The organism is Rufibacter hautae, assembly GCF_008271695.1.
Lineage (GTDB): Bacteria > Bacteroidota > Bacteroidia > Cytophagales > Hymenobacteraceae > Nibribacter > Nibribacter hautae.
Genome location: NZ_VKKY01000002.1, coordinates 540,788 through 556,221, shown reverse-complemented (window position 1 = coordinate 556,221; position 15,434 = coordinate 540,788). Strand labels below are relative to the sequence as shown.

Here is a 15,434-nt window from a genome sequence, read left to right as displayed (position 1 = left end):
CCCGATTTCTGAAAATCAGACTTGAAACGAATGTAGCGGCGTTACCCTGTAACGCCGTGGTTCCACGCAGCAGCAAAGGTGCCCATAGGTAGAATCGGCTTTGCAACATTAACCTCCAGAAGATTCTTTTTAAAACCGATTTCTCCAATCGGTACGGTTCTGTTCCATAGCCGCACGGCGTTAAAGTGTAACGCCGCTACAACTGCTTTCTGCCTGATTTTCAGAAAACAACCAAAAAATAGCCTAACAAGGGTTAGCATTGAGGCTTAAAAATTTCTCCTATTGCTTTTTCCGCCGTACTTTAGCCGCCTAAACTAGACTTTTTAGACTATGACGGACGCCCTGAACACCGCCCCTCTCCGTACGGATTGGACCATGGATGAAATACGCGCCATCTACTATAAACCCGTGCTGGAACTCATCGTGGAGGCCTCACAGGTTCACAAACAATTCCAGGCTACCGGCGAAGTGCAGGTGTGCACGCTGCTGAGTGTGAAAACTGGCGGTTGCCCGGAGGACTGCGCTTATTGTCCGCAGGCGGCCCGTTACCATACAGGTGTGCAGGCGCACAAGCTCCTCAGCAACGAGGTGGTGTTGGACGCGGCCCGCAAAGCCAAAGAAGGTGGTTCCACCCGCTTCTGCATGGGTGCCGCTTGGCGCGAAGTGCGGGACAACCGCGACTTTGACCGTGTGTTGGAGATGGTGGAAGGTGTGAACGAGATGGGTCTGGAGGTTTGCTGTACCCTGGGGATGGTGAACGAGTACCAGGCCGAGCGTCTGAAACAAGCCGGTCTCTACGCCTACAACCACAACCTGGACACCTCAGAAGAGAATTACAGCAATATCATTACCACTCGTACCTATGGTGATCGTTTGGGTACTATTGAAAACGTGCGCAAAGCCGGTATCTCGGTGTGCAGCGGCGGGATCATTGGTCTAGGCGAGACCGACGATGACCGTATTGCCATGCTGCACGTGCTCAGCAACTTGCCGCAACACCCAGAAAGTGTGCCGGTGAATGCGCTGGTACCCGTAGAAGGCACGCCGTTGGCCGAGCAACCGCGCGTGAGCGTTTGGGAAATGGTGCGCATGATTGCCACCGCCCGTATCCTAATGCCGAAAACCATGGTGCGTTTGTCGGCTGGTCGCCAGGAAATGCCGGTGAGTGAGCAGGCCCTTTGCTTTTTGGCAGGCGCCAACTCCATCTTTTCCGGTGACAAACTGTTGACCACGCCTAACCCGGGCTTCGCCGATGACAAGGCTATGTTTGAGTTGCTGGGTCTGAACCCTCGTAAATCTTTCAAAGCCGAGACGGCCTGCGGCGGAACCGTTGACGCTCCTGCAGAAGCAGTAGCCGCTGAATAACTTTTTGCCATGAAGGTGCCGGAACGTCTGCTGCGCCAGCTGGAAACCAGAGTGCAGAAAGGAACCCTGCGGAGTCTTTCTGTTCCCCCTAAAGGATTGGTGGATTTCAGTTCCAACGATTACCTGGGATTGGCAGCATCAGAGGTTCTGGCCCTAAATATAACCGAAGAAGTAGAGAGTCAACTGGCCCACGGCGCCACTGGCTCACGGCTACTAAGCGGGAATACCCGCTACGCCCAGGAACTGGAGGAAGAATTAGCGCTATTCCATAATGCGGAGGCAGCCCTGCTGTTCAACTCCGGATACGTGGCCAATTGCGGATTCTTCTCGGCAGTGCCCCAGCGCGGAGACACCATCTTCTACGATGAGGCCAGCCACGCCTCCATGAAAGAAGGCATCCGGCTCAGTTTCGCGCAGAGTTTCCCCTTTCGGCATAACGATGTAGACGACCTCCGGCAGAAGCTAAAGCGCGCCCAGGGTGATGTGTACGTAGCCGTAGAGTCACTTTATTCCATGGATGGGGACTTCGCCCCGCTGCAGGAACTAGCTTCCCTTTGCCAGGAACAGGGCTTGTACCTGGTAGTGGACGAGGCACATTCCAATGGACTGTACGGCCAAAAGGGCGAAGGCCTGGTTTCTGCCTTACAGCTGGAGCAGGAGGTGTTTGCCCGCATCATGACCTTCGGGAAGGCGATTGGGGCCCACGGTGCAGCGGTGGTAGGCCCAGGGGAACTGCAGCAATTTCTGCTCAATTTCAGTCGGCCTTTTATCTACACCACTGCCCTACCGTTGGCCTCTTTAGCCGCCATCAGGCAAGCCTACCGGTTACTTCCCTCCCTAACCCAGGAAAGAGCCCGGGTACAGGAACTCGCGAGATACTATCATTCACTCCTGGAAGACGGACGCGCTTTGGCTTCGTTTTCCGGAAAAGAGGGCCAAAACGGCAGCCCCATCCAGGCTTGGCAATTGCCGGATCCGGTGGCGCTGCGGAGATTGGCCAACCATATTCAGGCAGCGGGATTTGACGTGCGGCCCGTGTTCAGCCCCACCGTTCCGGCGGGCAAAGAGCGCCTCAGGCTGGTGCTGCACGCCTACAATACCAAAGCCCAAGTACAAGAATTATGCAACTTGCTTCATCAGCACACCCCAAAAGATATTTCATTACCGGCATAGGCACCGATGTGGGTAAAACCATTGCCGCCGCCATCTTCACCGAAGCGCTCCAAGCTGATTACTGGAAACCCGTACAGGCCGGAAACCTGGAAGACTCAGACACCCACACCGTGCGGCGCCTGATCTCCAACACCCGTACTGTCTTTCATCCCGAGGCTTACCGCCTGCAGAGGCCGGCCTCCCCGCACACCGCAGCCGCAGCGGAGAACATTCGGCTAACCCTGGAGCAGATCCAACTACCAGCCACCCGGAACAACCTGGTGGTGGAAGGAGCCGGAGGTTTGATGGTGCCGTTGAACGAGCGGGACTTAGTTTTAGATTTGATTCAAAAGCTACAATTGGAAGTAGTATTGGTTTCCAAAAATTACTTGGGCAGTATTAACCATACCTTAATGGCGGTGGAGGTGCTCAAGAGCAGAAACATTGGCGTAGCTGGCATTGTCTTCAACGGGGTGCCCAACCCTTCGTCAGAAGAATTCATCTTGAACTACTACCAGCTAAAGGCGTTTCCGCGCATTCTGCAAGAAGAAAGCTTTGATAAAAACACAGTATTAGGGTACGCGAAGACCTTACAAGATTATTTAACCAACCATGCACAATAGCCTTTCGGAGCGGGACCAGTTGGTGAACTGGCACCCGTACACCCAGATGCAAACGGCTCCCCCTCCCATTGGGATTACGCGCGGAGAAGGCGCCGTCCTTTTCACCGAGGATGGCCGCGAGTTCATTGACGCCGTGTCTTCTTGGTGGGTGAACATCCATGGGCACGCGCACCCGCACATCGCGGAGCGCGTAAGCCAGCAATTGCGTACCCTGGAGCACGTGATCTTCGCGGGGTTCACCCACGCACCCGCGGTAGAACTCGCAGAAAGGGTGCTCAAGCTCTTGCCTCAGAACCAGGCCAGGGTCTTTTACTCAGACAACGGGTCCACGGCCGTGGAGGTGGCGCTCAAGATGGCGTTGCAGTTCTGGTTTAACCAAGGCAAGGACAAGACGAAAATCATCGCGTTTGAAGGCAGCTACCACGGCGATACCTTCGGGGCCATGTCGGTGAGCGAGCGGTCGGTTTTTACCCGGCCTTTTCAGCAGTATCTTTTTGAAGTGGAGTTTCTGCCTGTGCCAGTACCCGGTGAGGAAGAACTTACCACCGCGCAATTGGAAAAACTGCTGGACCGGGAAGATATTGCTGCTTTTATCTTTGAGCCTCTGGTATTAGGTACCGCCGGTATGGTCATGTACTCTCCAGAAGTATTAGACCATTTGTTAGAACTGTGCCGGGCCAAAGGAATACTCGTCATCGCTGATGAAGTCATGACTGGCTTTGGGAGAACTGGGAAGCGTTTCGCCTGCGATTACCTGAGCCAGGAACCTGACCTGATGTGCTTTTCCAAAGGGCTTACCGGCGGCACCATGGCTCTGGGCGTAACCACTAGCTCGCAGGCCATCTATGATTCTTTCCTGAGCGAAGACAAGACCAAGACCTTCTTCCATGGGCACTCCTATACTGCAAACCCGGTGGCCTGCGCCGCTTCTTTGGCCAGCTTGGATTTAGTAGAGAAACAATCATTTCTGGAGAACCTGGATAGAATCAGTGTTTCTCATGCTGCCTTCGCCCGGACCTTGGAAGGAAAGCCGGGAATAAAGGTTTGCCGCCAAACCGGCACCATTCTGGCCATTGAGTTTGAAGTGGGGCAGACCTCCTATTTCCATTCTCTCCGGGACCAGCTATACAATTTGGCCCTAGAAAACGGTGTACTGCTGCGGCCCTTGGGCAACATTGTGTACGTTCTTCCGCCTTATTGCATCACCAATGCCCAACTTGAGAAAGTGTATGGGGTCATGGAGCAGATGCGAAATTTAGTAGTGCAGGCGTTTTAGGCTTGTTTATAGAAAATTACCCAGAAAACAGATGAAGAGCAGAGGGGATCAGGAATGGATTGTGGTCCGGGGAATGGGATCCATATCGGGGCTGGGAGGCACCCCGGAAGAAGTATATGCCTCCTACACCAGCGGGAAAACCGCATTTACAAACCTATCCCACTTGGGGATTGACACTCCTGTGGCTCTAATTTCTCTTGCGGCTGAAAACCTGCTGCAAGATTTAGTTCGGGAGAACCCCATATATGCTTCGCTGGATCGCTCGGTGCAACTGGCCATTTTAGCAGCACGCCAAGCAGTAGCCCAGGCTGGTTGGACCACGGATGAGGAACTACCGGTAGGCATCAACATAGGATCCTCTAGAGGAGCCACCGGCTTATTTGAGCATTTCCACGCTGATTTTCTAAAAACGCCCGAAAAACGTTTATCGCCTGCAGTCTCCCCCAGTACAACCCTGGGGAACGTGGCCAGTTGGGTAGCCAATGACCTGCAGGCGCAGGGGCCGCTCATTAGCCATTCCGTTACCTGCAGTACCGCTCTGCAGGCTTTCGCCAATGGGGTAGCCTGGTTAAAGTCCGGTATGGCGAAACGCTTTCTGGTAGGCGGCACCGAGGCTCCCCTCACACCTTTCACCATCGCGCAAATGAAATCCATCGGCATCTACTCCAAGTTTAGAGCTGATGAAAATCCTTGCCGTCCTTTGAATAAGGAGCACAACACCTTTGTTTTAGGTGAAGGAGCTGCCGTTTTTGCATTGGAAAGAATGACCCAGCAAGAGTTTGAAGGCCTCAGGCGGGAGAAAGCAGTAGTGGTGGCAGCCGTGGGAATGGGATACGAACGCAGCCCCTCTAAAACGGGTATATCCAAAGAAGGACTTCACTTTCAGGCAGCCATGCGCGACGCCTTACAACAAGCTAACCTTTCCCATGCCGACATAGACGCCATAGTCCTGCATGCTCCCGGTACCAAGGCCGGCGATGCTGCAGAGATGAATGCTATTCTCAGTATTTTTGGCGAAGATGCTGTAAATTTTTTCTCGAACAAAATCCAGATTGGCCATACCCTAGGTGCCTCCGGGGCATTGTCTGCTGAAATGGGTATGGGGTTGCTATTCTCCCACTTCAATGCTTCAAGACTACAAGGCACCATCGCTCCTGATACTATTCAGCCTACTCATTTGATGGTAAATGCAGCAGGTTTCGGGGGTAATGCCGCAAGCCTTATATTAACTTTGTTGGCCAAAGAGAACTCCATTGGGTATTAACAATCAACCCGCTAGTAAAAACCGCATTTCTGTATTTCTCCGTTCTGGAACATCCTTTCAAAATTTTGAATATTGTATTTTATATCTCCCCATTCTATCCTCTATTTTTTCCCATCCTTAGGACAAAACAAATTCCCTTGTCCACCTGTTACTGTGTTTCATTCTAATTACCAAGCAGCTTTTATAAACTATCCTTTTTTTTAGCCGTATTTTTTATCATTGGTCGGTCGGAAGACACAATTCACCGAATTTATGTTTTTCCAAACCTGCGAAAGATAATATTGACGTACCCCACAACTGTTCATCATTCACCTAAAAATAAGCTATGACGGAAAAACTTTTACTTCCTAAAAGCAAGAATTGCAAAATTTTCATTGCCATCCTTTTCTGTCTTTTGTATTATCAAAACATTACTCAGGCCCAAACTCCTGGTTTGATATTCCAACCAGCTACCGGAACCGGCAGGAATGTTTTGGACCCTAATCTTGATAACTATGTTTCCAAGACCAACACAGGGTATGTAGGGACGAATGACAGAACATTCCAATACAATGAGATTGCCTACCGGGAATTGCCCCAATTAGGCTCTGAGCCCTTGAATGACTTGGTAACCGGATCAGCCGGCGGTCACACAGACTTAGCACCCAACCCATTGTACATGGCCTTTAATGGCACACAAGTGATGTTCAGGGTTAGATTGGGTGGTAACTCTTCGGCCTCTAAAGGATATAGCTTCTTGATTGACTCTGATGGGGTCTTCAATAAACAACGGCTTGCCAACGGTACCTTGGTGGATTACACCACGCCTTCTAAGGTGAAAAACCTTGGCTTTGAGTTTGAGGTAGTATTGGCCCTCAACTTTGACGTTGTCATCTACCGCCACCGGGGGAGCGGAGACGACACAGATCCTTTCACCAGCAACGTCATCTGGCGTGGTAGCGCGAACAATGGTTATAGCCAATACTTCCAGAAAGCCATTGCCGCTTCTACTGCAGGCGGAAATGCTGATTATTTCTTTGATTTTTATGTGCCACTCTCGGCTTTTAGTGGTGATGGAGGCGTTGGCATTAGTTCTTCTACCCCCCTCCGGGTTACTGGATCAACCGTTACCAGCGCTCAAACAGGGCTGGAAGGTACTATTTCTGATGTTGGAGGAGTTGATGACAGAACCTATGCCAATGATAAATTCCGGATTTGGCGTGATCTGATTCCAGCATTCCCATCTACCTCCCTACAACAAATTCAGGCTGGCGAGTTTTGCCAAACTGCGGCTCCGGCGGCACCTGTCATCACCACAAACCTTGCTGTAAGGGTAGGTACTACCACCATTACTGGAACCTCTTCAGAAAATGGCGGGACCATCACCCTCTTCCGGAATGGAACCCAGGTAGTAGCGGCTTCACCTGTAACCGTAACCAATGGAGCTTTTTCTTTCCCGTTACCGAGCGGTACCACGCTTGTAGCTGGTGATATCTTAACAGTAAGAGTGACCAGAGCGGCCAGTGGGAATTGCGCGGCTAGTACCTCGGTGTCTTCTAATACTGTTACAGTTGGAGCGCAGGCTGTTTCAAGATGTATTACTCCAGCTCCAAAAATTGCGTCTTTTAACAGCAACCAACAAAGTGTAAATATAACCTCAACCGTACAACTCCCGGCTTACCTTACCTATTCGGCTGGTAGTCCTTCTCCTATAAAGGTATATAGAGATGGGGTTTATTACCCCGGTACTTACCAAGCTCCAACCTCTACTGTTTCTACAGTTAATGGGGTGAGTGTTACTACTTATACTTATAAATATACTCCAGTGGCCTGTACTACAGGTAACTTCACCTTCAGTTATAATTGTGGTGGCAATACTAGCACTAACAATTATGGTACTTTAACTGCTACTGTTACTTCCAATGGTTGTGAATCCCCTAGATCAGCAGCTTGGTATCTTAATGGTGGTAATGAGACTACCACTCCAGGAGCTGTAACAACAGCCACCCCTACCATAAGCAACACTTTTTACTGTACCGGCACTACTACTCCATTGCAGGGAACTGGTGCAGTTGCTAACGGCCCTGTTTATTTGTTTGTTAATAGACAACCTATTACTACCTCAAATGGAGATTTGGCTCCTACTACAACAGCTACGGCTACAGGGACTTGGTCCATTAACCTTTCTCTCTATCAATTAAGTGCGAATGATACAGTTAGTGTCCGCACAAAAGCTAATACTACAGGCTTATCGGGACCCTCTAATACTTTGGTGATTGGAACAAGCTGTGTAACCGCGGCACCTGTTTTCACCACCACAGCCCCATGCCCAACTGTAACAACCATTACAGGCACGTCTTCTGAAGCTGCAGGAACAACGGTCATTGTTTACCGGAGAAGCGGTGCAATCCCAAACACTGCATCGGATACCCGCATCACTGAAACTGCTACAGTTTCTGGAGGTGTGTGGTCTGCACAGGTATTAAGCGGCATTACTCTTAGAGGAGGAGACGTCTTGTACGCTGTAGCAACTGCACCGGGAGGTAAAACCGTGAGTCCAGCTTCTTCAACTATCACCGTGGCTAATCCTGCAACTGCCGCCAGCTTTGGTTTAGCATTAGCCTCTCCGATTAAAGAAAGGGCAACCGTTATTACCGGTTCCACCACCACAAATGGTACTGTATACGTTTACATTGAAGGTCAACGTATAGCCGGAACGGCAACCATTTCTGGGGCTTCTACCTCAACTCCTGTAACTTGGTCAATTGCCATTAATTCCACCAACCAAGCAAATCTGTCTACAGGAACTTCTGTTACTGCTTCCATAGCGCCAACAACTGTTCCAGTTGGTGTTAGTAGTTGTGAGAGTCAGCAAACAGCTGCTGTTACCGTTTCCTGCGTTTCACCTTCTACTACCCCAACATTCACCCCATCAGCGCAAACGGTTTGTAACAACAGTACAGCCACTATCACGGTAGCCAATACCGAGAATGGGGTTATTTACCAGATTTATAATGGATCAACCGCCAGTGGACCTGCCATGGTGGGGAACGGAGGCACCATTATCTTGTCTTCCGGTAACCTAACAACTGCGGCTGTTTTAACGGTTAGAGCTTTCCAGGTAGGTTCCCCAGATTGCCAGACTACTTTGAAAGGGTCAACTTCCATTACTATTGCACCGGCTCCTACGGCGTATGCTGTTACCCCAGCTTCTACAACCGTTTGTAATGGTGCCTCAACAACTGTAACAGTAGCAAATTCTGAAACAGGTGCCTCTTACCAAATTCAGGTGCTCAACCCTTCTACCGGAACTTATGTTAACACGGGGAACGCTGTGGCAGGTACAGGCAGTGCCATTACGTTAACTACTGGCACCATTACAGCTAGCGGCACATTCAAAGTGGTAGCCACTAAGAATGGATGTTCTACAGACATGGCAAACACCTTCACCGTGACTGTGCCTTCCAATGCTTTAACCATTACTCCATCTGTTCAGTCAATATGTGCAAGTAATACTGCTACTGCATCTGTAGTAATTCAAAGTTCAGAAAGTAATGTGTTATACCAACTACAAACCGGTTCAGGGTCAACCTTCACAAATACAGGTAACCCGGTAACTGGCAATGGAGGAAACATCACCCTGACATCTGCCGCTCTGTCCACGGCTGGGGTTTACACTTTTAGGGTATTAGCTACCTCAGGGGGATGTACTCCGTTTGCCCTGACGCAGCAGTTTACGGTGAATGTTACTTCTACCACTCCAACTACCTTCAACGTTACTCCTCCTACCCAGACGATCTGTAGTGGTCAGGCAGCTTCCATTGCCCTTTCAGGATCACAGGTAGGTGTTTCGTACCAAATTTATTTGGGTGCTTCTCCAGTAGGAAACATTGTGGAAGGAACCGGCGGTGCGTTGACGCTTTCAACAGGTGCCATTACCACAGGAGGTACTTACACTATTGTGGCAACTAACACTTGTGGCGGGAGAGTGACCATGACAGGGAACTCTGTGGTAACAGTAAATCCTATTCCTACTTCCTTCGCAGTTACTCCTACTACACAGGCCATCTGCTTTAACACTGCAGCCACTTTAACCTTGGCAGGCTCTGAAACTGGAGTTAGCTATCAGGTTCAGATTTACAATCCCGCCACTGGTGCCTATGCAAATACGGGCTCTGCTGTTACTGGAACCGGAAGTGCTATCAACATAACTACTGGCTTGCTGACGGGCAATTCTAACCTGAAGGTTGTTGCCACCAGAACAGGAAACCCCTGTTCTGTAGATATGAGTAACCGTGTATTTGTCTCTGTGCCATCCAGCAACCTCACAGTGGCAACCATCACCCCAACCATCTGTAGCGGGGGTACTGCCCAAATTAGAGTAAGCGCCTCTGAAACGGAGGTGTTCTACCAACTGTACATCAACGGAATGGCCACTGGGGCAGCTGTAGAAGGAACCGGGGGAGATATTACCCTTACCTCAGCTGCTATTACTGCAACTACCACGTTTACTGTTCAGGCTACGCCAAGCAGCCCTGCTAACTGTACAGCTTTCACAGTAGGAAGCCCAGTTACTGTAACTGTTTCAGCTCCGTCAACCCAAACCAGCACCCTAGTTACTGCATCTAGTATTTGTAGCGGTTCAACCGCCAGCATAAGCCTAGCTAGCTCAGAAGTTGGAGTAACGTACCAAATTTTCAACGGTACCACGGCAACTGGATTTGGGGTAGCAGGTACCGGAGGTGCCATTACTCTTGCCACAGATGCCTTGACGTCTAATGCATCTCTTAGAGTAACTGCCATCCGTTCTGGCTGTTCTTCTTTGCCCATTGGTTCTACACATGCCGTTACCGTAACCCCTACTCCTACCGTGTTTAGCTTTACTTCTAGCCAGCAGGTGGTTTGCTCAGGAGGAACAGTGTCTATCACTTTGCCTTCTTCACAGAACGGCATAGTCTATCAAATCTACAATGGTGCTACTTCAAGCGGTAATGCGGTAACTAGTACAGGTGGTCCCATTACCCTTACTTCTGGAGCTTTAACTTCTCCTACTACATTGACAGTTCAGGCCATTAGCGCTGGGAATTGCGGCAATGTCACTATGGAAGGTTATGTAGATGTAACTGTAAACCCTGCTCCTGTAGCCTTTACTATCTCTATTAACACCTCAGCAGTCTGCGGCAGCGGCAACGTAATTATCTCTGCCTCTTCAGGACTTGTAAATGGAATTGCCTACCAGTTGTACAGAAACGGTGTAGCTGAAGGAAGCGCCATCACTTATAATGGCAGCAACGCTATTTCCTTTACTGCCACAGTAAGTGCTGTTTCTACTAATTTCACAGTGGTAGCCTCTAATGCCTCTTGCCCTTCAGTTACTTCTAATCAGGTCACCGTCACTGTTTCACCTACACCGGTTTCGGCTACGGTCAGTTCTAACGTGGCAGCTGTCTGTGGCAGCGGCAATGCTATCATTACTGCTACTGGTAATTTGGTGAATGGTGTTTCCTACAGGCTTTCTCGTAACGGAGTAGCAGAAGGTAGCTCTATCACCTACAATGGAAGTAACACGGTTTCTTTCACAGCATCTGTAAGTGCTACAACTAAATTCACCGTGGTGGCCTCCAGTGGTTCTTGCCCTTCTGCCACTTCAAATGAAGTTACTGTAACCGTGAACCCAGCTCCAACTGCACCGGCAATTACCGCTAGCAACGCTAGCATTTGTGGTAGTACATCGGTTACCATTACAGTTAGTTCCCCAGTAAATGGATACAGTTATCAACTGTTCCTGAATGGCAGCCCAAGTGGCTCACCTGTTGTTGCAAATGGGGCGGTTTCCTTCACGGCCTCTGCGGCCGGTACCTACAATGTGCGCGCAACTTCTAACACTTGTGAGAGTCCGCTATCTAATGAAGTTACTATCTCCTCTACACCAGCATTCACGGCATATGCTGGAGAAAATAAATCAGTTTGTTCAACAAGTGCCCAAGGAAGCAAAACAGTAGCTCTAGAAGCATCTGCGGCTCCAACTGGCACTAGTGGTGTCTGGACTGTAATTTCGAAGCCTACTGATTCAGGAAATCCTGTTTTTGCTGAATCCACCAACCCAACTACAACTGTTTCTGGTTTAAGTTCGGGAGCTTACGTTTTCAAATGGACAGTAACTTCCGCTTCTTGTGGTTCACAGTCAGCTGAGGTAACCATCACCCTGGATTGTGAGGCAGAAGTTGTTTCTTCTATGCAGCCTAAGGCAGTTTCTGAGTACCAGAATGAAGATGTGCTTTTCACATTTGGTGATAGTGATGCTTTTATAACAGCTTTTTCTATTGATAACAATTATTCAATACCAGGGGTATCGTACCGGATTGTGAATGGTCAGTTAAGAATGTATGTCAGCAACCGCAGTCTGCTGGAATCAGATCTTTACATGCCTACTATCCGAACAACTGATGCCAACGGCGGTACTTCTACCCTTTCTCCAACCGTGATCATAGGCACTCCGCTTCCGGTTACTTTAACATCCTTTACAGCTTCGGCCACTAACAATGGCATCAAGCTTAACTGGACCACCGCCTCTGAGAAAGACAATGCTTATTTCCAGGTGGAGCGTAGCATAAACGGCAACACCTTCTTGAGCATTGGTCAGGTAAATGGAAACGGAACCAGCAGCGTGGCGAAGAATTATAGCTTCACCGATGGTTCTGCCCCTGCTGGCACAGTGTACTACCGCTTGAAACAAGTTGATGTAAACGGAGCCTTTGAGTACAGCAAGGTTGTATCAGTGAATGCTGCAGGTAACAAGGCAACAGCTCAAGTGGCCGTTTCTCCTAACCCTTTCACGAGAGAAGTTTCTATCTCCATTAACAGTGTAGAAGACAGAACAGTACAGGTAGAACTCTATGACCTAAACCAGAAGCTGATTTACAAGGAATCTGCTAATGTTACCTCAGGTAAGGTGAAACTTACCAGAGACTTGTCAAGAATTGCAAATGGTGTCTACATCCTAAGAGTGACAGGCACTTCGCTTTCTGAGTTCATCAGGGTAGTAAAGGAAAACTAATCCTTTTTAACTCTCTTATTAAACCCCACCTACCGCTAATAAAAAGTAGCGGTAGGTGGGGTTTTCTTTTAGTATTCCCCTGATGTTTTAGTAAATTCGCAGGTTTTATTTAATATCTATGAAAATCATGAAATTTGGGGGTACCTCCGTAGGCTCTGCGGAGCGGATGGGTGCCGTCTCACAACTGCTTCCAACTCAGGAACCGGTGATTGTGGTGCTTTCTGCGATGTCAGGAACCACGAACCACCTGGTGCAGATTGGACAGCAACTGGCCCAGGGCGACGTAGCCCAGGCAGAATCTCTCACAGCACAATTAGAGCAACACTATAAACAGGTGATTGCTGATTTATATAAACAGGAAGCATCAAAGGAAAAGGGTAAACAGGTAATTGAAGTTGTATTCTCAGATATCCGGGACTGCTTTAACCAACCTTTCTCCCCTGCTTCTGAGAAAATCATTTTAGCGCAGGGCGAATTGCTGTCTACGCAGCTCTTCAAGATTTTCCAGGATGAGAAAGGCACTCCATCGGTGTTGCTGCCCGCTTTGGACTTCATGAAGATCACCCCAGACGAGGAGCCAGACCAGGCTTTCATCCGTGAGAACCTGAGAAACTTGCTGGATCAATATCCAGACAACCAGTTGTTCATCACGCAGGGATACATCTGTCGCAACGCCAAAAACGAGATCGATAACCTTAAACGCGGGGGTAGTGACTACACCGCTTCTATTGTTGGGGCGGCCGTTAAGGCGTCTGAGATCCAAATCTGGACCGACATTGACGGGATGCACAACAATGACCCGCGCATAGTGAAGAACACCTATCCTATTGCAGAGTTGTCTTTTGACGAGGCGGCGGAGTTGGCGTACTTCGGGGCGAAAATCCTGCATCCGTCCAGCATCCTGCCGGCGCAGCAGCACAACATTCCGGTGCGGTTGCTGAACACCATGCAACCAGAGGCTCAGGGAACCACTATATCGTCCAAGAAAGCAGGCAACAAGATCAAAGCAGTGGCTGCCAAAGACGGGATTATCGCGATCAAAATAAAATCCAGCCGGATGTTGTTGGCCTATGGTTTCTTACGCAGCGTGTTTGAGGTGTTTGAGCGTTTTAAGACGCCTATTGACATGATCACCACGTCTGAGGTAGCCGTTTCCCTTACCATTGACAACATCACGTATCTACCGGAGATCACAGAGGCCCTGCAGCGATTCGGCACGGTAGAGATTGACACCGAGTTGACCATTGTGTGCGTAGTCGGCGACTTCATGGAAGACAAACCAGGCGCCGCTTTGAAAGTGGTGCAGTCGCTGGGGCACATTCCATTACGCATGATCTCTTACGGCGGAAGCAAAAACAACATCAGTTTTTTAGTGAATACCATCCATAAAGAAGACGCCTTGGTGTCTATCAATGAAGGGGTGTTCCAGGAAAGGGAGGAGACCAATGCTTAAAGAACAACTGAAGGCGTTCTCTCAGCAACCTACCCCTTTTTATGCCTACGACCTTTCCCTGTTACGCCAAACGCTGGATACAGCCAAGGCCGAAGCTGGGAAATACGGGTATCACGTGCATTACGCCCTTAAAGCGAACGCCAACTCCCCTATCTTGGCCGAGATCCTGGAAAGAGGTTTCGGGGCGGATTGCGTGAGTGGCAACGAGGTGCGTCGGGCGCTGGAGGCAGGTTTCGCGCCGGAGCAGATTGTGTTTGCGGGCGTAGGCAAGTCCGATGCTGAGATTAACTTTGCCTTAGATTCCAATATCTTCTGCTTCAACTCAGAATCCGTGCAGGAACTGGAGGTAATCCAGGAACTGGCAGCCGCTAAAGGAAAAGTAGCGCAGGTAGCTTTGCGTATCAACCCAAACGTAGACGCTTACACCCATAAGCACATCACCACCGGGCTGGAGGAAAACAAGTTCGGGATCAACGTGTGGGAACTGGAGGAACTGCTGCCCCAATTTGCAGCTTGGCCTAACCTGAAACTCATCGGGCTGCACTTCCATATTGGGTCTCAGATCACCGATCTGCGGGCTTTCGAGAACCTTTGCGTCCGGGTAAACGAGCTGCAGAATTGGTTTGAGGAGCGCGGCCTCACTTTCCCGCACCTGAATGTGGGCGGCGGCCTGGGCGTGGATTACATCACCCCGGAAGAAAACCCCATCGCGGACTTCGCTTCCTACTTCGGGATCTTTGAGCGGCTGCTGGACAAACGTCCGGGACAAGTGGTGCACTTTGAGTTAGGCCGAGCCCTGGTAGCCCCCAGCGGAAACCTTATCTCTAAGGTCTTGTACATGAAGCACGGCCAAAAGACGAATTTCGTGATTCTGGACGCTGGGATGACCGAATTGATGCGCCCGGCGCTCTACCAGGCGTACCACAAGATTGAGAACCTTTCCTCTGATCTTCCCGCCAAAACCTATGACGTGGTTGGCCCTATCTGTGAATCAACGGACTGCTTTTCCAAGGCTATTGAATTGCCAGAGACCAAACGCGGCGATCTGGTAGCCATCAGGACAGCCGGTGCCTATGGCGAGGTAATGGTCTCTGAGTACAACCTCCGGGACCGGGTGAAAGCCATTTACCTTTCTTAGTTTCTAAAGCTGTCTTAGCTTTCATTTTGAATCCCTGTTTTAGAGCTGATTTTAAGAAAACAGCTCTAAAACAGGGATTCTTTATTAAGGCATTAAGGCACTCTTTTCAAGAAGCTATCAAGCTACG

The 15,434-nt window shown here is 49.7% G+C and carries 8 protein-coding genes; all 8 read left to right on the top strand.

The genetic code is table 11. The features are described from left to right. The first annotated feature begins 330 nt into the window (after positions 1-330). The 8 genes from bioB (at position 331) to lysA (ending at position 15,307) form a co-directional block, all read left to right on the top strand. A complete protein-coding gene (gene bioB / locus FOA19_RS11155) occupies positions 331-1,365 on the top strand; it encodes a biotin synthase BioB (RefSeq protein WP_149090905.1) in 1,035 nt (344 codons plus the stop codon). Between the two features lie 9 nt (positions 1,366-1,374). Further along, the gene (locus tag FOA19_RS11150; protein WP_149090904.1) at positions 1,375-2,538 is read left to right on the top strand and encodes an aminotransferase class I/II-fold pyridoxal phosphate-dependent enzyme; all 1,164 of its coding nucleotides are present in this window, start codon (positions 1,375-1,377) and stop codon (positions 2,536-2,538) included. Continuing rightward, positions 2,487-3,140: a dethiobiotin synthase gene (gene bioD, locus FOA19_RS11145; RefSeq protein ID WP_149090903.1), complete on the top strand. Its 654-nt coding sequence runs from the start codon at positions 2,487-2,489 to the stop codon at positions 3,138-3,140. Before FOA19_RS11150 ends, bioD begins: the two co-directional genes overlap by 52 nt. Continuing rightward, positions 3,130-4,416 (top strand): adenosylmethionine--8-amino-7-oxononanoate transaminase, encoded by a 1,287-nt coding sequence (gene bioA / locus FOA19_RS11140; RefSeq protein ID WP_149090902.1) that lies wholly within the window; start codon positions 3,130-3,132, stop codon positions 4,414-4,416. Before bioD ends, bioA begins: the two co-directional genes overlap by 11 nt. 31 nt (positions 4,417-4,447) lie before the next feature. After that, positions 4,448-5,680: a beta-ketoacyl synthase N-terminal-like domain-containing protein gene (locus tag FOA19_RS11135; protein WP_149090901.1), complete on the top strand. Its 1,233-nt coding sequence runs from the start codon at positions 4,448-4,450 to the stop codon at positions 5,678-5,680. A 325-nt stretch (positions 5,681-6,005) separates the two neighbouring features. Beyond that, the gene (locus tag FOA19_RS11130) at positions 6,006-12,716 is read left to right on the top strand and encodes an Ig-like domain-containing protein (RefSeq protein WP_149090900.1); all 6,711 of its coding nucleotides are present in this window, start codon (positions 6,006-6,008) and stop codon (positions 12,714-12,716) included. 118 nt (positions 12,717-12,834) lie between these two features. Beyond that, positions 12,835-14,169: an aspartate kinase gene (locus FOA19_RS11125; protein ID WP_149090899.1), complete on the top strand. Its 1,335-nt coding sequence runs from the start codon at positions 12,835-12,837 to the stop codon at positions 14,167-14,169. Then, positions 14,162-15,307 carry a diaminopimelate decarboxylase gene (lysA, locus tag FOA19_RS11120; RefSeq protein ID WP_149090898.1) on the top strand — a complete coding sequence of 382 codons (1,146 nt, stop codon included), beginning with the start codon at positions 14,162-14,164 and terminating at the stop codon, positions 15,305-15,307. The genes FOA19_RS11125 and lysA overlap by 8 nt, the downstream gene beginning before the upstream one ends. The last annotated feature ends 127 nt before the right edge of the window (positions 15,308-15,434 follow it).